At 59.9% G+C, this 19,328-nt stretch carries 18 protein-coding genes; 10 read left to right on the forward strand and 8 right to left on the reverse strand.

All coding sequences use genetic code 11. From position 1 onward, the window contains the following. Positions 1–25: 25 nt before the first annotated feature. On the reverse strand, positions 26–586 hold the full coding sequence (locus tag QOL84_RS05025) for a cytochrome b (RefSeq protein ID WP_283436415.1): 561 nt from the start codon (positions 584–586) through the stop codon (positions 26–28). 153 nt (positions 587–739) lie between these two features. Between QOL84_RS05025 and QOL84_RS05030 the strand changes: the two genes are divergently transcribed. The 3 genes from QOL84_RS05030 to nudC all read left to right on the forward strand — a co-directional run bounded on the left by QOL84_RS05030 (position 740) and on the right by nudC (position 3,337). Beyond that, positions 740–1,510, forward strand: coding sequence for a class I SAM-dependent methyltransferase (locus QOL84_RS05030; protein ID WP_283436416.1), 771 nt, complete (start codon positions 740–742; stop codon positions 1,508–1,510). A gap of 177 nt (positions 1,511–1,687) precedes the next feature. Further along, positions 1,688–2,500 carry a crotonase/enoyl-CoA hydratase family protein gene (locus tag QOL84_RS05035; protein WP_283436417.1) on the forward strand — a complete coding sequence of 271 codons (813 nt, stop codon included), beginning with the start codon at positions 1,688–1,690 and terminating at the stop codon, positions 2,498–2,500. Positions 2,501–2,506: 6 nt separating this feature from the next. Next, the gene (gene nudC / locus QOL84_RS05040; RefSeq protein ID WP_283436418.1) at positions 2,507–3,337 is read left to right on the forward strand and encodes an NAD(+) diphosphatase; all 831 of its coding nucleotides are present in this window, start codon (positions 2,507–2,509) and stop codon (positions 3,335–3,337) included. Here nudC and QOL84_RS05045 read toward each other — a convergent pair. Beyond that, positions 3,305–4,084, reverse strand: coding sequence for a TSUP family transporter (locus QOL84_RS05045; RefSeq protein ID WP_129393949.1), 780 nt, complete (start codon positions 4,082–4,084; stop codon positions 3,305–3,307). The two genes, nudC and QOL84_RS05045, sit on opposite strands and share 33 nt — an antisense overlap. Positions 4,085–4,417: 333 nt before the next feature. On the opposite strand from QOL84_RS05045, the gene sfnG reads away from it, so the two are divergent. Continuing rightward, positions 4,418–5,500, forward strand: coding sequence for a dimethylsulfone monooxygenase SfnG (gene sfnG, locus QOL84_RS05050; RefSeq protein WP_283436419.1), 1,083 nt, complete (start codon positions 4,418–4,420; stop codon positions 5,498–5,500). Positions 5,501–5,603: 103 nt separating this feature from the next. Here the strand turns inward: sfnG and QOL84_RS05055 are convergent, their stop codons facing one another. Further along, positions 5,604–6,083, reverse strand: coding sequence for a nuclear transport factor 2 family protein (locus QOL84_RS05055; protein ID WP_283436420.1), 480 nt, complete (start codon positions 6,081–6,083; stop codon positions 5,604–5,606). 55 nt (positions 6,084–6,138) lie between these two features. After that, complete coding sequence (locus tag QOL84_RS05060) at positions 6,139–6,702, reverse strand: TetR/AcrR family transcriptional regulator (protein WP_283436421.1); 564 nt, start codon at positions 6,700–6,702, stop codon at positions 6,139–6,141. 204 nt (positions 6,703–6,906) lie between these two features. Between QOL84_RS05060 and pssA the strand changes: the two genes are divergently transcribed. Continuing rightward, on the forward strand, positions 6,907–8,250 hold the full coding sequence (gene pssA, locus QOL84_RS05065; RefSeq protein ID WP_283436422.1) for a CDP-diacylglycerol--serine O-phosphatidyltransferase: 1,344 nt from the start codon (positions 6,907–6,909) through the stop codon (positions 8,248–8,250). Positions 8,251–8,373: 123 nt separating this feature from the next. On the opposite strand, the gene efeO (QOL84_RS05070) is transcribed toward pssA, so the two are convergent. Genes efeO (QOL84_RS05070) through efeU form a run of 4 tightly spaced genes read right to left on the reverse strand, consistent with a single transcriptional unit; the run spans position 8,374 to position 12,615 of the window. Further along, positions 8,374–9,198 (reverse strand): iron uptake system protein EfeO, encoded by an 825-nt coding sequence (gene efeO / locus QOL84_RS05070; protein WP_277757771.1) that lies wholly within the window; start codon positions 9,196–9,198, stop codon positions 8,374–8,376. A gap of 29 nt (positions 9,199–9,227) precedes the next feature. Continuing rightward, positions 9,228–10,526 carry an iron uptake transporter deferrochelatase/peroxidase subunit gene (efeB, locus tag QOL84_RS05075; protein WP_283436423.1) on the reverse strand — a complete coding sequence of 433 codons (1,299 nt, stop codon included), beginning with the start codon at positions 10,524–10,526 and terminating at the stop codon, positions 9,228–9,230. Positions 10,527–10,543: 17 nt separating this feature from the next. Then, entirely contained in the window at positions 10,544–11,743 is a 1,200-nt protein-coding gene (gene efeO, locus QOL84_RS05080; protein ID WP_129393935.1) for an iron uptake system protein EfeO, read from the reverse strand. An 8-nt stretch (positions 11,744–11,751) separates the two neighbouring features. Further along, complete coding sequence (efeU, locus tag QOL84_RS05085) at positions 11,752–12,615, reverse strand: iron uptake transporter permease EfeU (protein ID WP_129393933.1); 864 nt, start codon at positions 12,613–12,615, stop codon at positions 11,752–11,754. 286 nt (positions 12,616–12,901) lie between these two features. Here efeU and QOL84_RS05090 point away from each other — a divergent pair, with 286 nt between their 5' ends. The 5 genes from QOL84_RS05090 to QOL84_RS05110 all read left to right on the forward strand — a co-directional run bounded on the left by QOL84_RS05090 (position 12,902) and on the right by QOL84_RS05110 (position 19,217). Further along, positions 12,902–13,918, forward strand: coding sequence for an AraC family transcriptional regulator (locus tag QOL84_RS05090; protein WP_283436424.1), 1,017 nt, complete (start codon positions 12,902–12,904; stop codon positions 13,916–13,918). A gap of 277 nt (positions 13,919–14,195) precedes the next feature. Next, positions 14,196–15,860, forward strand: coding sequence for an AMP-binding protein (locus QOL84_RS05095; RefSeq protein ID WP_283436425.1), 1,665 nt, complete (start codon positions 14,196–14,198; stop codon positions 15,858–15,860). A gap of 16 nt (positions 15,861–15,876) precedes the next feature. Continuing rightward, positions 15,877–16,638, forward strand: a complete 762-nt coding sequence (locus QOL84_RS05100; protein WP_283436426.1) for an SDR family NAD(P)-dependent oxidoreductase — start codon at positions 15,877–15,879, stop codon at positions 16,636–16,638. Between the two features lie 12 nt (positions 16,639–16,650). After that, on the forward strand, positions 16,651–17,844 hold the full coding sequence (locus QOL84_RS05105) for an acetyl-CoA C-acyltransferase (protein WP_283436427.1): 1,194 nt from the start codon (positions 16,651–16,653) through the stop codon (positions 17,842–17,844). A gap of 245 nt (positions 17,845–18,089) precedes the next feature. Further along, on the forward strand, positions 18,090–19,217 hold the full coding sequence (locus QOL84_RS05110) for an acyl-CoA dehydrogenase (RefSeq protein WP_283436428.1): 1,128 nt from the start codon (positions 18,090–18,092) through the stop codon (positions 19,215–19,217). Positions 19,218–19,328: the final 111 nt, after the last annotated feature.

The following is a 19,328-nucleotide window of genomic DNA, read 5'->3' on the forward strand; positions in this document are numbered from 1 at the left end:
AAGGCTCCAGAGTGAAAGTGTCGTTTCAGTTGGAAACACGTCCCGGCAACATGCGCCGCAAGGTGTTGTCGCGCAGGCCGTAGTGATGCACCAGCGCGACGATCGCGTGCAAAGACGCGAGGATAATGATGGCCCACGCTACTTGTTCATGCAGGCCGCCAAACACCGACTTCATGCTTTTGTCGAAGGCAATCAGGGTTGGGACATCAAACAGCCCGAAGAAGTTGAAAGGTTCGGCCTGAGCCCAGCGCAAGAAAAACCCCAGCACGATCTGACTCAACAGCAGCGCGTACAGCGCCAGGTGTGCGGTTTTCGCCAGAATGTTCAGTGCGCCCTTGTTCGTCGGCGGCAAGCGCCGCCCCTTGAACAAACGCCAGAGCACCCGGCCGACAACAATGACGGCCAGCAAGATGCCAAAGGAGATGTGCAATGCCTGCAGCTCTTTGCGCAGCGGCGTGCCTTTGGGCAATTGCTCCCAAATCTGCGCGCAGGCAAACAGGCCGATCACCAGCGCGGCAGTCAGCCAGTGCAGAGTCATGGTCAGTCGGTCGTAACGGACGGGCATATCAGTGGTCGTAACGCTCATGGGTCATCCTCGTGGGCAATGTACGGTTAACACCCGAGGGTGAATTTTTATTCATTGCATTGTCAGTGACTGTTCAAGGTCGCGGTAAATTCAAGCGCTATGCTCGTGAACATCCGCCGTCGATCCGATGCTTCGCCATAAGGGGAAACTGCCATGAACGAACAGCTCCATCACTCCGCCGCCGGCTACAAGACCGCTGCCGACACTTATGTCAAAGGACGGCCGGATTATCCGCCGCAGGTCGCCGACTGGCTGACCGCGACGTTGGGGCTGGATGCTCACAAGACCGTGATTGATCTCGGCGCGGGCACCGGCAAATTCACCGGCCGACTCGTGGCGACGGGCGCGCAGGTGATTGCTGTCGAACCGGTGCCGCAGATGCTTGAGAAACTCTCCGAGGCATGGCCCGATGTGCTGGCCGTCAGCGGTACTGCGACGGATCTGCCCTTGCCGGACGCGTCGGTCGATGTGGTGGTTTGCGCTCAGGCGTTTCACTGGTTTGCCAGTCAGGCGGCGTTGACCGAGATCGCCCGGGTGCTCAAGCCCGGTGGCAAGCTTGGACTGATCTGGAACCTGCGTGATACGCAGGTGAGCTGGGTGCCGAAACTCGATGCCATCGTCAATGCGCTGGAGGGTGATACGCCGCGTTATTACACCGGCGAATGGCGCAAGGCGTTCCCCCATCCGCGCTTCGGCCCGTTGCAATTGCAGCAGTTCCACAACGGCCATACCGGCTCACCGGAGGACGTGATTTTCAATCGAGTGCGTTCGACCAGTTTCATTGCCGCACTGCCGGACGCACAACGGGCGAAGGTTGATGAGCAGATTCGCGCGTTGATCGCGTCCGAGCCGCAGCTGCGCGGCAGGGATGTGGTGACGGTGCCCTACGAAACCGCCGCCTTCGTCACGCAAAAACCCCTGTAGGAGCTGCCGCAGGCTGCGATCTTTTGATTGTGATTCTTAAAAGACCAGATCAAAAGATCGCAGCCTGCGGCAGCTCCTACAGGGGGCGGTGTGATAGTCCCGCATTTGGCTGAACCGCCACTGTGATGCCTTGTTATAGTTCGGGCCTCATTTTCAGCCCGGTAAAGGATCACTGCCATGACTCAATACTCCGCCTTCAGCGTCGAACTGGCCGATAACATCGCCCATGTGCAGATTAATCGCCCGGAAAAGATCAACTCGATGAACGCGGCGTTCTGGAGCGAGATCGTCGAGATTTTCCAGTGGATCGACGACACCGACGAAGTGCGTGTGGTGGTGCTCAGCGGCAACGGCAAACATTTCTCCTCGGGCATCGACCTGATGATGCTCGCCGGCGTCGCCAATGAACTGGGCAAGGACGTCGGCCGCAACGCGCGCCTGCTGCGCCGCAAGATTCTCACCCTGCAAGCCTCGTTCAACGCCGTCGACAACTGCCGCAAACCGGTGCTCGCGGCGATTCAGGGTTACTGCCTGGGCGGTGCGATCGATCTGATCGCGGCCTGCGACATGCGTTACGCCGCCGAAGACGCCCAATTCTCGATCAAGGAAATCGATATCGGCATGGCCGCCGATGTTGGCACTTTGCAACGGTTGCCACGGATCATCGGGGACGGCATGCTGCGTGAACTGGCTTACACCGGTCGCACCTTTGGCGCTGACGAAGCGCGCAGCATCGGCCTGGTCAATCGCGTCTACAGCGACAAGGACGCGTTGCTCGAAGGCGTGATCGACATCGCTCGCGAGATCGCTTCGAAGTCGCCGATCGCGATTACCGGCACCAAGGAAATGATCAGCTACATGCGCGACCATCGCATCGACGACGGCCTCGAATACGTTGCCACCTGGAACGCCGCCATGCTGCAATCCACCGATTTGCGCGTGGCCATGGCCGCCCACATGAGCAAACAGAAACCCGAATTTCTGGACTGAGAAACCATGACAGCTCGCTGGACCACTGCAGTACTCGACACCGATCAACCGGGCGGCTGGGCCGTGGCACGCAGCCCGGAAGGCTTTCTGTTTGATGACAACGGCGCGCTGTTCCCGCGCGAATGGCTTAAGCGTCAGGACTTGTCAGTCCTCGCCGAGCATGGCATTGGCCATCTCGATGGCGAGCCGGTGTACCTGCTGGAGTTGCGCAGTGCCAGCGAGGTACCGGGTTGCAGCTGGAAAGGCCTGCGGGCGTTCATGCTCGATGGCGATCAGACGATCTACAAAGTCCTCGGTTACGCCGCGCAGATCGGCACCTGGGCGCGTGAGCATCGTTTCTGCGGCAATTGCGGTCAGGCGATGACGCAAGTGCCGCGTGAGCGGGCGATGTATTGCCAGCCATGTGATTTGCGCAGTTATCCGCGGATTTCGCCGAGCATGATCGTGCTGATTACCCGTGGCGACGAGATCCTGTTGGCGCGCTCACCGCGTTTCGTCACCGGGGTCTACAGCACGCTGGCCGGATTCGCCGAACCTGGCGAGTCGGCCGAGGATTGCCTGATTCGCGAAGTGCGCGAGGAAGTGCAGATCGAGGTGCAGAACATTCAGTATCTGGGCAGCCAGTGCTGGCCTTTCCCGCATTCGATGATGCTCGGCTTCCATGCCGAGTACGCCGGTGGCGAGATTGTCTGTCAGGAAGACGAGATCGAAGACGCCCAGTGGTTCAACGTGCACGACCTGCCGCCGTTGCCGGCGTCCAAATCGATTGCCCGTTATCTGATCGACGTCTACGTGGCGCGGCGCTTAGGCCACGCTGAACCAGTGCTGCCAGGCTAGGCGCACGGTCAAACCCAGCACCACGGTGATGAACACCGGGCGAATGAACTTGGCGCCACCGCTGATCGCGGTGCGCGCGCCAAAGAACGCGCCGACCATCACCGACAGGCCCATGCTCAGGCCGATGATCCAGTCCACCTGCCCGGAAAACACGAACACCGACAGCGCCGCAATGTTGCTGACGAAGTTCATGCTGCGCGCCACGCCGCTGGCCTTGACCAGATCGATCGGGTAGAGCAGAAGGCTGCTCACTGTCCAGAACGCGCCGGTGCCGGGGCCGGCCACACCGTCATAGAAACCGAGGCTGAAGCCTTGGGTCGATTGCCATTTCTTCTTGATCGGTGCGTCGCTGTCCAGCGGCGCTTTTGGCGTACCGCCGAACAGCAAGTACAAACCGCAGGCGAAGACGATTACCGGGAGCATCTTGTTCAGCCATTCCGCCGGCAGGTAATGGGCGACGATGGCGCCGGTCAATGCCCCGACCAGCGTGCCGACAATCGCGTGCACCCACTGGCGTGGATGGAACAGCTTGCGTTTGTAGAAGGTGAAACTGGCGGTGGCCGAGCCGAACGTCGAGCTGAGTTTATTGGTGCCCAGCACCAGGTGCGGTGGCAGGCCGGCGGTCAGCAGCGCAGGCGTGGTCAACAGACCGCCACCGCCGGCGATGGCATCGATGAAACCGGCAATGAAAGCGACGATAGCCAGAATGGCCAGGGTGGTGAGGTCAACGCTGAGTTCGAAAGGCATGGAATCGGCTTATTCGGCAGGGCGCAGGTTTGGCTGCGGGGAGGGCGGTCATGTTACTCATTTCCAGCTGTTGCGGCGACCCGTAAGGCCCAATCGCGAGCAGGCTCACTCCTACAGGGGAGCGCATTTCAAATGTAGGAGTGAGCCTGCTCGCGATGACGCCAGTCCGGCCACCCCATCAATCTACTGTTGCCCACCCGACACCCAGCCAACAAATCCCCCCTCATAAGACACCCCCTCAATGCCAAAACCCGCCAAAATCGGGCATTTCAAGCCTGGCACGCTTGCTGCTCTATCACTCCCATCTCCCCCAAATGTCCCGAGGACACGCCAATGAGTCAGCAAGCCGTGAAATTTGCCTACTGGGTGCCGAACGTCAGCGGTGGGCTGGTGGTCAGCAAGATTGAACAGCGCACCGACTGGGGCATCGACTACAACCGCAAACTCGCGCAGATCGCCGAAGCCGCCGGGTTCGAATACGCGCTGACGCAGATCCGCTTCACCGCCGGTTACGGCGCCGAGTTCCAGCACGAGTCGGTAGCGTTCAGCCATGCCCTGCTGGTCGCAACGAGCAAACTCAAAGTGATCGCGGCGATTCTGCCCGGGCCGTGGCAACCGGCGCTGGCGGCGAAACAATTGGCGACCATCGATCAACTCACCCACGGGCGCATCGCGGTAAACATCGTCAGCGGCTGGTTCAAAGGTGAGTTCCAGGCCATCGGCGAACACTGGCTGGAGCACGACGAGCGCTACCGCCGTTCCGAGGAGTTCATTCGCTCGTTGCGCGGTGTCTGGAGTCAGGACAACTTCACCTTTCGTGGCGACTTCTACCGTTTCGACAATTACACCCTCAAGCCAAAACCACTGGGCCGTCCGGAAATCTTTCAGGGCGGCAGCTCGCGTGCGGCGCGGGACATGGCCGCAAGGGTTTCGGACTGGTATTTCACCAACGGCAATAGCGTTGAAGGGATCAAGGCGCAGGTTGACGATATTCGTGGCAAAGCGGCGGCGAATAACCATTCGGTGAAGATCGGCGTCAACGCGTTCGTCATTGCTCGCGACACCGAGGAAGAGGCGCGGGCAGTGCTGGCGCAGATCATCGATCAGGCCGATCCTGAAGCGGTGAATGCCTTTGGCGACGCAGCGAAACAGGCGGGCAGGGCGTCACCGGAGGGAGAGGGTAACTGGGCGAAATCGACGTTCGAGGATCTGGTGCAGTACAACGATGGTTTCAAGACCAACCTCATCGGTACACCGTTGCAGATTGCCGAGCGGATTGTCGCGCTGAAAGCAGTGGGGGTGGATCTGGTGTTGGCGGGCTTTCTGCATTTTCAGGAAGAGGTGGAATACTTCGGCCAGCGCGTGTTGCCACTGGTGCGCGAGCTTGAATCGGAAAAAACCGCAGCAGTAGCCTGATCGCAACACATCCCCTGTAGGAGCTGCCGAAGGCTGCGATCTTTTGATCTTGAAAACAACATCAAAAGATCGCAGCCTTCGGCAGCTCCTACAGGGGGTGAGGTCATAGGCCTAGGTCGGACAGGCCCGGGTGATCATCCGGGCGGCGGCCCAGTGGCCAGCGGAACTTGCGTTCGCTCTCTTTGATCGGCAGGTCGTTGATGCAGGCATAGCGCTGGAACATCAGGCCTTGCTCATCGAATTCCCAGTTTTCGTTGCCATAGGAACGGTACCAATTGCCCGAATCGTCGTGCCATTCATAGGCGTAGCGCACGGCGATTCGCGTGTCCGAATACGCCCAAAGCTCCTTGATCAAACGGTAATCCAGCTCTTTTGCCCATTTGCGCGTCAGGAAAGCCTTGGCTTCTTCGCGGTTGTTGGCGAACTCGGCGCGGTTGCGCCATTTTGTGTCGAGGGTGTAAGCCAGCGATACCTTTTCCGGATCGCGGGAGTTCCAGCCATCCTCGGCCAAACGAACTTTGTCGATGGCCGATTCACGGTTGAAGGGCGGCAATGGCGGACGTACCTGGGCTGCAGTAGACATGTCAGATCTCCCGATAAAATTTTCGATTCAACAACAAGTCCGGCTTATTCAGGCGTTACAGGTCCAATAACTTACGCGCCATGCATTGCGCATTATCGGCGGCACTGTGATCACCCATGACAAGCGCGACGGTAATGGCCCCGTCAATCAGAATCAGCAACTGTCTGGCTAACTGTTGCGGATCTTCGGCGCCATGTTCGGTACACAACTCGCACACGTAGTCGAGCAGCTTCTGTTTGTGTTCTTTGGCGACCCGCCGTACCGGGTTCTGTGGATCACCGGTCTCGCCGCTGGTGTTGATGAACGCGCAGCCACGGAAGCCTTCCGAGGCGAACCAGCTCTTGAGTACGGTAAACAGGTTGAGCAGGCGCCCGGCCGGGGTTTCGGCCTGATCGACAGCGTTTCTGTACCAGTGCATCCAGCGCTCGTCGCGGCGTTGCAGGGCGGCGACGGTCAGCGCGTCCTTGTCGGCGAAGTAGCGGTAAATGCTTTTTCTCGAGACGCCGGCGGTTTTCACCAGGAGATCCATGCTGGTGGCAGCGATGCCACTTTTGTAGATCAACTTTTCGGTGACGTCGAGGATGATGTCGCGGGTTTCTGTGTTGGTTGATTTGTTCATGCGCTCAACAGTAGAACGAGTGTTCTTCTTTGGCAATGGTTTTTTACGATCAAAGGATCGCAGCCTTCGGCAGCTCCTGCATTGGCCGGTGTAGGAGCTGCCGAAGGCTGCGATCTTTTGATCTGTTTACGGGCACTAACAAGACCCGAAGGATGTGATGGTGTAAGCTCTCGGGTTCTTCGGATTCGACCCATTGCGAGCCCTATGCCGTTGCTTTTCAAACGTTCCTTGCTGCCCAAACTGCGCAGCTTTCCGCTGACCGCCGAGGCCGTGACCATTCTGTCCGGCGCCGCCGAGTTTCGTCGTTGCCTGCTGGAGAAAATCGCCACGGCGACCCAGCGCATCTACATCGTCGCGCTGTATCTGCAGCAAGACGAAGCCGGTCAGGAAATCCTCGATGCCCTGCACGCTGCCAAGCTCAAGCGCCCCGAGCTGGAAATCGCCGTGGTCGTCGATTGGCTGCGCGCCCAGCGCGGCTTGATCGGTGCGGGCAAACAGCCGGGTAACGCGGCGTGGTATCAAGAGATTACCCGCACGCACCAGAGCGAAGTGCCGGTCTACGGCGTCCCGGTGCAAACCCGCGAACTGTTTGGCGTCCTGCACCTGAAAGGCTTCGTGATCGACGATTGTGTGGTCTACAGCGGTGCGAGCCTGAACAACGTCTACCTGCACAAGTTCGACAAGTATCGCTTCGACCGTTATCACCTTCTGCAAAGCCACGAGCTGGCGGACTCGATGCATCATCTGGTCAAGCATGGCCTGATCGAATCGAAAGCTGTGCATCGTCTCGACCTGCCGAACCTGCCGACCACGCGCAGCCTGCGCAATGACATCGGTGATCTGCGCAGTCGCCTCAAATACGCGACCTACGACACGGCCACTGGCAGCACCGCCAGAGATGGCTTGTCGGTTACGCCGTTGCTGGGTGTCGGCAAGAACAACCCGCTGAACCGCGCGATTATCGAACTGATCGCCAGCGCGCAAAAGCAGCTGACCATCTGCACGCCATATTTCAACCTGCCGTTGGGGGTGATCCGCGAGATCAACCGCGCGCTGGCTCGTGGCGTGAAGATCGACATCGTGGTCGGCGACAAGACCGCCAACGACTTCTACATCCCGCCAAGCGAGCCGTTCAAGGTGATCGCGGCGTTGCCGTATCTCTACGAAATCAGCCTGCGCCGGTTTGCCAAGCGGCATCAGCGCACGATCGACAGCGGGCAGTTGAACCTGCACCTGTGGCGTGATGGCGACAACACCTATCACCTCAAAGGCATGTGGATCGACCAGCGTTATACCCTGCTGACCGGCAACAACCTCAATCCCCGGGCGTTCCGTCTCGATCTGGAAAATGCCTTGCTGATCGATGATCCGAAAGGAGAATGGCTGGCGCCACGGGCGAAGGAGCTGGAAGAGATTTTCCGCCATACCACGCGGATCGACAGCTTTCAGAATCTGGAGACGCTGCCGGAGTACCCAGGCGCGGTGGCCAAGTTTCTCAAGCGCGTGAGCCGGGTGCGGATCGAGCGGTTGCTTTACCGGATTCTCTAAAATCAAAATGATCTAGTGCGGCTGATAAAGCCTTCGCGAGCAAGCCCGCTCCCACAGTTGGAATGCATTCCCATGTGGGAGCGGGCTTGCTCGCGAAGGGGCCAGACCAGGCGCTACAAAACGTTAATTCAGACCCAACTTCCCACGCAACGTGGACAGATCTTCCGCCAACGTATTCACCGGCCCAACCAGCGCTTTACGATCGTTATCCTTCACCTTGTCATACGTCTCGAACCCGCCATCCTTGGTCTTGTACTTGGCCAGAATCTTGTCGACGGTGGCAAAGTTCTTGTCGACCTTCGCTACGAAAGCCTTGTCCTGTTTTTCGATTTGCGGACGGAACAGATCGACGATTTTCTTCGCACCGTCGATGTTGCCCTGGAAGTCATACAGGTCAGTGTGGCTGTAGCGGTCTTCTTCACCGGAGATCTTGGTCGCGGCGACTTCTTCCAGCAGCGCAGCTGCGCCACCGACGACTTTCTCAGGCGGGAAAGTCAGGCCGGCGACGCGGGTCTGCAGGTCCTTGACGTCGCTGTTGAGCTTGTCCGCCAGCTCGTTCAGACCTTGAGTGCTTTTTTCCGAAAACAGGGTGTACTCGATGCGGTGGAAACCGGTGAAGTCGTCGGCCTTCACGCCTTTCTCGTGGTCGTCGACGCGGGAGTCGATGGACGCATCGAGGTCACTGAACAGCTCGGCAATCGGCTCGATCGACTCGTAGTAAACGCGGGTCGGTGCGTAGAGCTTTTGCGCGGTGGCCAGGTCGCCTTTCTTAACTGCGTCGGTGAACTGCTGGGTGTGGCTGCCCAGTTCATCGAGTTGTTCGGTGACGTAGATCTTGTAGTCCGAAACCGGCCCGACCAGATCCAGCGGTGCTGTGGCAGCGAATGCCGACAGCGGGGTGTTGAGCAAACCAAGGGTCAGCAATAACGCGAGTGGCGTCTTTTTCATGGGGGCGGCTCCAGTGTTGAATGTTGTTTTTATGCAGCGGTTTTCGGTTGTGTGGCGTTGAGCAGCGAGCGACCGATGAAATCCTTGTCGCCCGTGATACCCGGAAGGGTGAAGAAGTAGCCGCCGCCGACCGGTTTGAGGTATTCCTCAAGCGGTTCGCCGTTGAGGCGGGTCTGCACGGTGATGAAGCCTTTTTCCAGATCGGCCTGATAACAGATGAACAGCAGGCCCATGTCGAGTTGGCCGTTCTTGTTCACGCCATTCGAATAGTTGAACGGACGACGCAGGATCAGGTTGGCCTGGCTCGCGGCAGTGCGCGGGTTGGCCAGACGAATGTGCGCGTCGAGTCTGGTCAGCTTGCCTTCTGGATCTTTGTGGTAATCCGGGACCTCGGTTTCATGCTGGGCACCCATCGGCGCGCCGCTGGTTTTGACCCGGCCGATGATGCTTTCCTGTTCCTGCAACGGCGTGCGGTCCCAGCGTTCGACGAAGTTGCGGATGATCCGCACCGCTTGGTAACTGCCGTGAGCAGCCCAGGCCGGTTCATCGCTGCCCGGTTGCACCCAGACGATGCTGTCCATGGCTTTCGCGTCGTTGGAGTTCGGGTTGGCCGAGCCGTCGCGAAAACCGAGGAAGTTACGCGCCGATTGTGCCGGCACACCCGGTTTCGCCGGGGCTTGCGGCGGCACGCTGCCTTCCTGTTTCCAGCGCACCAGCAGCAGGTCAGGGAGGTTTTTGACGATGTCGCGCAGGGCGTGAATGTTGGTGTCGGTGGTGTTCGAGCAGAACTGCAAACTCAGGTCGCCATGGCAGCAATCGGCTTCCAGCGCATCGTTGGGGAAACCGACCATGCGGATCAGGCGCTTGGGCTTGGCGTCGGCCAGACCGAAACGCTCGTCGAACAGTGATTCGCCGACGGAAACGGTGATGGTCAGGTTGTCCGGCGTCACGTTCGGGCCGAGGATGCCGGAGTCCGGCGGCGGCAGTTTCGGGTCGATCTGCGCAACCGGGCCGCCCTTCATCAGGAAGGCGATGCGTTCGTTGAGGGTGCGGAACAGCCGCTCGAGGTCTTCGCGATCACTGGCCAGCACGTCGAATGAAACCAGCATGCCCGAGGCCGGACGCGGGGTGACGATGCCGGTCTGGTGCGTGCCGTGGAAGTCGTGGCGATCTTCGGTCTTGTCGCTGCTCGGTGCTTCAGTGACTTGTGCGGGCGCGGCGGCCATCGCCGGGCAGCTCAGCGCTGAACCTGCGAGGGCGACACCGGCGGCGCCCATGCCCATCAGGACACGGCGACGTTGCAGGTTGAGTGGTTCTGAATCGTTCATCGGTACTCGTCTTCTGCTTACAGGCCGGAGAGGCCGAGGGCGGGATCAATGCCATCAAGTGCGTCGGCCAGAGCCTGGGCCTTATCGGCGATCTGCTTGCGTTGTTCGCCGCTGACGGAGTCGTAGCTGGCGTAGCCGTCCTTGATCTTGTAGCTGTTGAGTTCTGTGTCGAAGTCCGCCAGTGCCTGATCGATTTTTGGCAGCAGCTCGGCGGCTGATTTGGTCAGCATCGGCCGCAGCAGATCGACGACTTTGTGCGCGGTTTGCGCGTTGCCGGCGAATCCGTTGAGATCGCTGTGGCTGTAGCGTTCTTCTTCACCGCTGGCGGCGCGCACGTCGGCCAGCGTGTTGAGGTTGCGCACGACGATATTGACCAGTTGCTCTGGCGGCAGGGTCTGGGCGAGCAATTGCTGCTTGAGTGTGGTGACGTCGCCCAGCAGGCGCTGGGAAACGGCGGCCAGGTCATCGAGTTTGCGTTGCTGGAACAACGCATATTCGATGCGGTGGAAACCGACAAAGGCCGGATCCTGCTCGCGCTTTTCGAAGTAATCGGCGCGGGCGTTGATATTGTTGTCCAGCTCGGCGAGACGTTGCGCCGCCGGAGCCAGACGCTGATAAGCCGCACGGGCTGGCAGGTAAAGGGCCTGCGCCTGGCTCAGGTCGCCGCTGGCAATTGCCTGATCGAGTGCGGTCACGGCTTTGATCAGTGCGCTGCTCTGGCTGGCCAGGTACACGCGAAATTCCGACAGCGGGCCGACGAAAGCGACCATCGACGGTTTGGCTTTGGCGGCGGCATCAGACGCCGCCGTCGCTGTGACGTGCAGAGTGCCGCGCGGGTTGCTGAGCAAGCCACAGGTGATTGCATAGTCGCCGGGCTGCAGGTTGGCGTTGATCACCTGGCTCAGGCCGGGGGCGATGTTTTCGCGTTCTTCGACGACCAGCACGCCGTCGAGGATTTCCCATTCCACCGCGCGCTCGGAGCGGTTGACGATGCGGAAACTGGCGCGACCGGCCGGCACCGTCAGCGCATTCGGCTCGCAACTGCCCGGATGGATATTCACCACAACTTCATCGTGATTGTGCTGACGCTTGGCCGCAGCCATTTTCGAGGCGTACCAGAACAGGCCTCCGGCGGCGATCATGATGACCACCGAACCGGCCACCGCCCAGCGCAAGGCGCGGGGAGGGGAGGCCTGAGGAGTATTAGGCTTTGACATGGAGGCCCTTATTGGCTGGAAGCTGAAGACGATTTGGCGGCGGCTTTGGTATTTGGGAGCGGAGCAGCCGGCGCGGCGGGATAGAAAAACATCACCAGCGCCACCACCAGATAGAGCAGATACGCGCCGAGGGTGCTGACGGTCGGCGTGTCCTGGTAACCGAACATGCCGGCCAACACCGAACCCAACGGGCCGTCCATCGGCAGCGTCGCGCTGAAATCGAAGAGTACGGTTTGCAGGTGATTCCACAGCCCGGCTTCATGCAGCGCCTGCACCGAGTTGGCGAGAATCCCCGCAGCCACCACCAGAATGAACAGCCCGGTCCACTTGAAGAAGGCGGAAAGATTGAGGCGCATGCTGCCGCTGTAGATCAGGAAACCGACGATGATTGCCAGAATCAGGCCGAGCAGGGCACCGATCGGCGCGCCCGGGCCTTCGCTTTGCTGGAACACCGCGAGCAGGAAGAACACCGTTTCCAGGCCTTCGCGGGCGACAGCGAAGAAGACCATGGCGATCAGCGCGATGACCTGATGTTTTGAAGAAGTCAGCGCGTGATCCAGCGAGGCTTGCAGCGAGTGTTTGATCGAACGCGCGACTTTGCGCATCCAGAACACCATGGAACTGAGAATGCCCACGGCCACCAGCCCGACCACGCCTTCGAACAGCTCCTGCTGCTTCTGCGGAAATTCGGCGCTGACCAGTTCCAGGCCACCGCCGACCAACAGCGCCAGGGCAGCCGCAAGGAATACGCCAATCCACACGGCAGGCATCCACTGGCCACGGCCGGTTTGCTGGAGGTAGCTGGCGATGATGCCAACGATCAGCGCGGCTTCGATGCCTTCGCGCAGCATGATCAGAAAAGGAACGAGCATTCGGTGTCCAGTAAGTCATTCGTAGAGGTTACAAGTTGTAACATAATGACAACCATTCTCACATGACATTCATTGATATGAACCTGAACGAAAGCTGAACAAGTTGAAGAACAACCATTCTCATACAGGTGACACCGGAACTTTGTAGGAGCTGCCGAAGGCTGCGATCTTTTGATCTTGGTTTTTAAAATCAAAAGATCGCAGCCTTCGGCAGCTCCTACACGGGTTTTGCGTTGGATGCGGTAAGATGCGGGCCACTCAAAAACAACAAGGTTCACCGCGTTCCATGTCGGAAAAAGACACCATCGCCGTTCAACTGGTGCGTGAAGCGCTGCTGCAAAGTTGTGCCCCGGGCGTGGCCACGGACGAAGTCCTGAACAAGATCGGGATCGATCCGGCGCTGCTGCAAACCGACAACGGTCGGGTGCCGGCCTCGCAGTACGCCAAGCTCTGGCGTTTGCTCGCGCGGCGTGGCGATGACGAGTTTTTCGGCATGGATCCGCGCCAGCTCAAGTCTGGAAGTCTGGAATTCCTCTGCCGCAGTGCGATGGCGCAACCGACGCTGGCAGCGGGTTTGAGCATGGGTTTGAGTTTTCTCTCGCTGATGCTGGAGCGCATGCCGGCGCAGTTGGTGCATCAGCAAAGCCTCGCGGAGATTGTTCTGCACGAGGATGACAACGATCCGCGTCGCGCCTTCACCTATTTCACCTATTGGATGATCGTCCACGGCGTCGCCTGCTGGCTGGCGGGGCGGCGGATTCCGATTCTGGCGATTGAACTGCGTTGCCCCGAGCCGGCGTTCACCGATGACTATCGGGTGATGTTTTCCGAGAACCTGCGTTTTGATCGACCGCGCACGCGGATGATCTTCTCTGCTGATTGCCTCGATCTGCCGATCAAGCGGTCTGCCGAAGAGCTGAAACGCTTTCTGGCCCATGCGCCGGCCAACATTCTGGTCAAGTACCGCGACCCGCAAAGTCTGGCCAGTCGGATCAAGCAGGATCTGCGGCAGTTGCCGGCTGAGCAGTGGCCGGAAACCGAGGCCCTGGCGCAGCAACTGTGCATGTCGGCTTCGACCTTGCGCCGACGTCTGGCGGAGGAAGGGCAGACCTATCAAGGCCTCAAGGACAGTGTGCGCAAGGAATTGGCGATTGTCTGGCTGGCGGAGCCTTCGATCAGTTTTGTCGAGATCGCCAGCCGTTTGGGTTTTGCCGATGCCAGTTCGTTTTACAAGGCGTTTCGCAAGTGGTCGGGATCGAATCCGGGCCACTACCGGACGCTGATTCTGAATGAGGTTGTCTGACCCGGCCCTATCGCGAGCAGGCTCACTCCTACATTTGGAAGGCATTCCTCTGTAGGAGCTGCCGAAGGCTCCGATCTTTTGATCTTGTTTTAAAAAGGTCAACGTCAAAAGATCGCAGCCTTCGGCAGCTCCTACAGGGGGGCGATGTTGAGCTGTCTTGGCCAAACCAGTCAGCCACTTTGATGGCTTTGACCATTGCTCCAAGCCCCGTACAGCGCGACTATCCCTCTGTTGTTTACGCTTCCCAGCCTAATAAAAACACAGAGGGATTCTGGCAATGCGCGATTACTTGTCTGCCACCACACAGTTCAACTATCAGCACACCGTGGAAGCCGCGCTCAGCGGTTCGCTTGAGGCACTCAACGCCTGCGTCGAATGCTGTGACCGTCACGCGTTGCCGGGGCGTATCGCGTTGTTCTGGGAAGGCCGCGACAGCGCCAGTGCGACATACACCTTCAGCGACCTGCAGGACAAAGCCGCGCGTTTCGCCAACTTCCTCCTCGCCCAAGGCGTGCAGAAGGGTGACAAGGTCGCCGGCCTGCTGCCGCGCAACATCGAATTGCTCATCACCGTGCTCGCCACCTGGCGCATCGGCGCGGTCTATCAGCCTCTGTTCACCGCATTCGGCCCCAAGGCTCTTGAACATCGGCTGAACAGCTCCGGCGCCAAAGTCGTGGTCACCGATGCGGTCAACCGGCCGAAACTCGCCGACGTCGCCGATTGCCCGACCCTCGTCACCGTCGGCGGCGCCAAAGGCCAGGGCATCGTCCGTGGCGATTTCAGTTTCTGGGCCGAACTGGCCAATTATTCCAACGTCTGCGAACCGGTGCTGCTGACCGGCGAAGACCCGTTCCTGCTGATGTTCACATCGGGCACTACCGGCCCGTCGAAAGCGCTGTCGGTACCGCTGAAAGCCATCGTCGCCTTTCAGAGCTACACCCGCGATGCCGTCGATCTGCGCCCGGAAGATGCGTTCTGGAACGTCGCCGATCCGGGTTGGGCTTATGGCATTTATTTCGGCGTTACCGGTCCGTTGTCGATGGGCCACCCGATCACCTTCTACGATGGCCCGTTCACCCTCGAAAGCACCTGCCGGGTGATCAACAAGTACGGCATCACCAACCTCACCGGTTCGCCGACGGCTTATCGCCTGCTGATCGCTGGCGGTGATGAGTTTGCCAAGGCAATCAAGGGCAAGCTGCGCATTGTCAGCAGCGCCGGCGAACCGTTGAACCCGGAAGTGATCCGCTGGTTCGCCGACAACCTCGGCGTGGTCATTCATGATCACTACGGCCAGACCGAACTGGGCATGGTGCTGTGCAACCACCACGGCCTCGAACACCCGGTACACATCGGTGCCGCCGGTTTCACCTCGCCGGGCCATCGCATTGTTGTGCTCGATGAGCATTACAACGAACTCGGCGTCGGCCAGCCGGGCATCCTCGCCATCGACCGCGCGCAATCGCCCATGTGCTGGTTCGGCGGCTACCAAGGCGCGCCAACCAAAGCCTTCGTCGGCGATTACTACTTGAGCGGCGACACCGTGGAATGGAACCCGGACGGCAGCATCAGCTTCGTCGGTCGCAGCGATGACGTGATCACCACTTCCGGCTACCGGGTCGGCCCGTTCGACGTGGAAAGCGCGCTGATCGAACACCCGGCGGTAGTCGAAGCGGCGGTCGTCGGCAAACCGGACCCGGAGCGCACGGAACTGGTCAAAGCCTTTGTCGTGCTCAGTGCGCAATACCGCGCGGCGCCGGAGCTGGCCGAAGAACTTCGTCAATACGTGCGCAAGCGTCTGGCCGCGCATTCGTACCCGCGTGAAATCGAATTTGTCAGCGAATTGCCCAAAACCCCGAGTGGCAAATTGCAGCGCTTTATCTTGCGCAACCAGGAAATCGCCAAGGCTCAAGAGGCCGCGGCGCATAACGTTTCAGCTTGAATCAGGAATTACAGTCATGCAGATCGAGAACAAGGTTTTTATCGTCACCGGCGGCGCCTCCGGCCTCGGTGCCGCCACCGCTGAATTGCTGGTGAATGCTGGCGCCAAAGTCATGCTGGTGGACATGAACGCCGAAGCCGTCGCCGGGCAGGCTCAGCGTCTCGGCGCGCACAGCGTGGTGGCCGACATCAGTAACGAAGCCGCTGCCGAAGCCGCCGTGCAGGCAACGGTTTCAGCGTTTGGCAGCCTCAATGGCCTGGTCAACTGCGCCGGCATCGTCCGTGGCGAGAAAATCCTCGGCAAGAACGGCCCGCATGCGCTGAGCAGTTTTGCCCAGGTGATCAACGTCAATCTGATCGGCAGCTTCAACATGCTGCGTCTGGCTGCTGCAGCGATTGCCGAGTCCGAAGCCAATGCTGATGGCGAGCGCGGCGTGATCATCAACACCGCTTCGGTGGCGGCGTTCGACGGCCAGATCGGTCAGGCGGCTTACGCTGCCTCCAAAGGCGCCATCGCCAGCCTGACCTTGCCCGCCGCGCGCGAACTGGCGCGCTTCGGTATCCGTGTGATGACCATCGCCCCGGGCATTTTCGAAACCCCGATGATGGCGGGCATGACCCCGGAAGTGCGCGACTCGCTGGCGGCCGGCGTGCCGTTCCCGCCGCGCTTGGGCAAGCCTGCCGAGTACGCTGCACTGGTTCGGCATATCATCGAAAACAGCATGCTCAACGGCGAGGTGATCCGTCTCGACGGTGCCTTGCGCATGGCCGCCAAGTAAGGAGGATTTGTCATGACTATTTCCAACGATCCGATTGTTATCGTCAGCGCCGTGCGCACGCCAATGGGCGGTTTTCAGGGCGAACTGAAAAGCCTCAGCGCACCGCAACTCGGTGCTGCCGCGATCAAGGCTGCGGTGGAACGCGCCGGTGTTGCCAGCGACGCGGTTGATGAAGTGTTGTTCGGTTGCGTGTTGCCGGCGGGGCTCGGTCAGGCACCGGCGCGTCAGGCTGCATTGGGCGCCGGGCTGGATAAATCGACCCGTTGCACCACCGTCAACAAGATGTGTGGTTCGGGCATGGAAACCACGATTCTCGCTCATGACATGTTGATCGCTGGCAGTGCCGATGTGGTGATTGCCGGCGGCATGGAAAGCATGTCCAACTCGCCGTATCTGCTCGATCGCGCCCGCGCCGGTTACCGCATGGGCCACGGCCGGGTGCTCGATTCGATGTTCCTCGATGGCCTCGAAGACGCCTACGACAAGGGCCGCTTGATGGGCACCTTCGCTGAGGATTGTGCCGAGACCAATCATTTCAGCCGCGAAGCTCAGGATGCCTTCGCCATCGCCTCGACCACCCGCGCGCAGCAGGCGATCAAGGACGGTAGCTTCAAGGACGAAATCGTCCCGCTGACCGTAACCGTTGGCAAAGAGCAGGTGCTGATCAGCCACGACGAGCAGCCGCCGAAAGCCAAGCTGGACAAGATTGCCTCGCTGAAACCAGCATTCCGCGAAGGCGGCACGGTGACGGCAGCGAACTCCAGTTCGATTTCTGACGGGGCGGCGGCGTTGGTGCTGATGCGTCAGTCGCAGGCACAGAAACTGGGGTTGAAACCGTTGGCTGTTATTCATGGCCATGCGGCGTTCGCTGATACCCCGGGCCTGTTTCCGGTGGCGCCGATTGGTGCGATCAAGAAGCTGATCAAGAAAACCGGTTGGTCGCTGGGTGACGTCGATCTGTTCGAGGTCAATGAAGCGTTCGCTGTGGTCGGCATGGCCGCGATGACCCATCTGGAAATCCCCCACGACAAGCTCAATGTGCATGGTGGCGCTTGTGCGCTGGGCCATCCGATCGGTGCTTCCGGTGCGCGGATTCTGGTGACGTTGCTTTCGGCGCTGCGCCAGCGCCAGCTCAAACGCGGCATCGCCGCGATCTGCATCGGCGGCGGCGAAGCCACGGCCATGGCCGTGGAATGCCTCTACTAAACACACCACCCCTGTAGGAGCTGCCGCAGGCTGCGATCCTTTGACTTTGCTTTTTAAGATCAAAAGATCGCAGCCTCGTTGCACTCGGCAGCTCCTACATGAGTTGACTTCTGTAGGAGCTGCCGCAGGCTGCGATCTTTTGACTTTGTTTTTTAGAAATCAAAAGCAAGATCAAAAGATCGCAGCCTCGTTGCACTCGGCAGCTCCTACAGGGGATTGTGGTAAACCGGATTTAAGGACTCAGCATGATTCCCAACGAAGACCAAACCCAGATCCGTGACATGGCCCGGCAGTTCGCCGAGGAGCGCCTCAAACCGTTCGCCGCCGAGTGGGATCGCGAGCACCGTTTTCCCAAGGAAGCCATCGGAGAGATGGCCGAGCTGGGCTTCTTCGGCATGCTCGTGCCGGAACAGTGGGGCGGTTGCGACACCGGCTATCTGGCTTACGCCATGGCCCTGGAAGAAATCGCCGCTGGCGATGGCGCCTGCTCGACGATCATGAGCGTGCACAACTCGGTCGGCTGCGTGCCGATCCTCAAGTTCGGCAACGACGACCAGCGTGAACGCTTCCTCAAACCGCTGGCCAGCGGCGCCATGCTCGGTGCGTTTGCACTGACTGAACCGCAAGCCGGCTCCGACGCCAGCAGCCTGAAAACCCGCGCACGCCTCGAAGGCGATCACTACGTGTTGAACGGCTGCAAACAGTTCATCACCTCCGGGCAAAACGCCGGGATTGTCATCGTCTTTGCGGTAACCGATCCCGGTGCCGGCAAGCGCGGCATCACGGCATTCATCGTGCCGACCGACTCACCGGGCTACAAAGTCGCACGGGTCGAAGACAAGCTCGGCCAGCACGCCTCCGATACCTGCCAGATCCTCTTCGAAGATGTGCAAGTGCCGGTGGCCAACCGTTTGGGCGAGGAGGGTGAGGGCTACAAGATCGCCTTGGCCAACCTTGAAGGCGGTCGCGTCGGCATCGCTTCGCAATCGGTGGGCATGGCCCGCGCCGCGTTCGAAGCCGCGCGTGATTATGCCCGTGAGCGCGACACCTTCGGCAAACCGATCATCGAGCATCAGGCCGTGGCCTTCCGTCTCGCCGACATGGCCACGCAGATTGCCGTTGCCCGGCAAATGGTCCACTACGCCGCAGCGCTGCGTGACAGCGGCCAACCGGCGCTGGTCGAGGCGTCGATGGCCAAGCTGTTCGCCTCTGAGATGGCTGAGAAGGTCTGTTCGATGGCGTTGCAAACCCTCGGCGGTTACGGTTACCTCAACGACTTCCCGCTGGAACGTATCTACCGCGACGTGCGCGTCTGCCAGATCTACGAAGGCACCAGCGACATTCAGCGCATGGTCATCTCCCGCAACCTGTAAACCCAACCCCCGTAGGAGCTGCCGCAGGCTGCGATCTGTTGACTTTGATTTTTTTGAAAGAAAGATCAACTGATCGCAGCCTGCGGCAGCTCCTACACGGGGCGAATTGAG

The sequence above is a fragment of the Pseudomonas helmanticensis genome (genome assembly GCF_900182985.1).
Lineage (GTDB): Bacteria > Pseudomonadota > Gammaproteobacteria > Pseudomonadales > Pseudomonadaceae > Aquipseudomonas > Aquipseudomonas helmanticensis.

Bases quoted from the DNA above. Each gene is read 5' to 3' on its own strand.
- QOL84_RS05025 (WP_283436415.1), bottom strand. From the start codon at position 586: ATGAGCGTTACGACCACTGATATGCCCGTCCGTTACGACCGACTGACC.
- QOL84_RS05030 (WP_283436416.1), top strand. From the start codon at position 740: ATGAACGAACAGCTCCATCACTCCGCCGCCGGCTACAAGACCGCTGCC.
- QOL84_RS05035 (WP_283436417.1), top strand. From the start codon at position 1,688: ATGACTCAATACTCCGCCTTCAGCGTCGAACTGGCCGATAACATCGCC.
- nudC (WP_283436418.1), top strand. From the start codon at position 2,507: ATGACAGCTCGCTGGACCACTGCAGTACTCGACACCGATCAACCGGGC.
- QOL84_RS05045 (WP_129393949.1), bottom strand. From the start codon at position 4,084: ATGCCTTTCGAACTCAGCGTTGACCTCACCACCCTGGCCATTCTGGCT.
- sfnG (WP_283436419.1), top strand. From the start codon at position 4,418: ATGAGTCAGCAAGCCGTGAAATTTGCCTACTGGGTGCCGAACGTCAGC.
- QOL84_RS05055 (WP_283436420.1), bottom strand. From the start codon at position 6,083: ATGTCTACTGCAGCCCAGGTACGTCCGCCATTGCCGCCCTTCAACCGT.
- QOL84_RS05060 (WP_283436421.1), bottom strand. From the start codon at position 6,702: ATGAACAAATCAACCAACACAGAAACCCGCGACATCATCCTCGACGTC.
- pssA (WP_283436422.1), top strand. From the start codon at position 6,907: ATGCCGTTGCTTTTCAAACGTTCCTTGCTGCCCAAACTGCGCAGCTTT.
- efeO (WP_277757771.1), bottom strand. From the start codon at position 9,198: ATGAAAAAGACGCCACTCGCGTTATTGCTGACCCTTGGTTTGCTCAAC.
- efeB (WP_283436423.1), bottom strand. From the start codon at position 10,526: ATGAACGATTCAGAACCACTCAACCTGCAACGTCGCCGTGTCCTGATG.
- efeO (WP_129393935.1), bottom strand. From the start codon at position 11,743: ATGTCAAAGCCTAATACTCCTCAGGCCTCCCCTCCCCGCGCCTTGCGC.
- efeU (WP_129393933.1), bottom strand. From the start codon at position 12,615: ATGCTCGTTCCTTTTCTGATCATGCTGCGCGAAGGCATCGAAGCCGCG.
- QOL84_RS05090 (WP_283436424.1), top strand. From the start codon at position 12,902: ATGTCGGAAAAAGACACCATCGCCGTTCAACTGGTGCGTGAAGCGCTG.
- QOL84_RS05095 (WP_283436425.1), top strand. From the start codon at position 14,196: ATGCGCGATTACTTGTCTGCCACCACACAGTTCAACTATCAGCACACC.
- QOL84_RS05100 (WP_283436426.1), top strand. From the start codon at position 15,877: ATGCAGATCGAGAACAAGGTTTTTATCGTCACCGGCGGCGCCTCCGGC.
- QOL84_RS05105 (WP_283436427.1), top strand. From the start codon at position 16,651: ATGACTATTTCCAACGATCCGATTGTTATCGTCAGCGCCGTGCGCACG.
- QOL84_RS05110 (WP_283436428.1), top strand. From the start codon at position 18,090: ATGATTCCCAACGAAGACCAAACCCAGATCCGTGACATGGCCCGGCAG.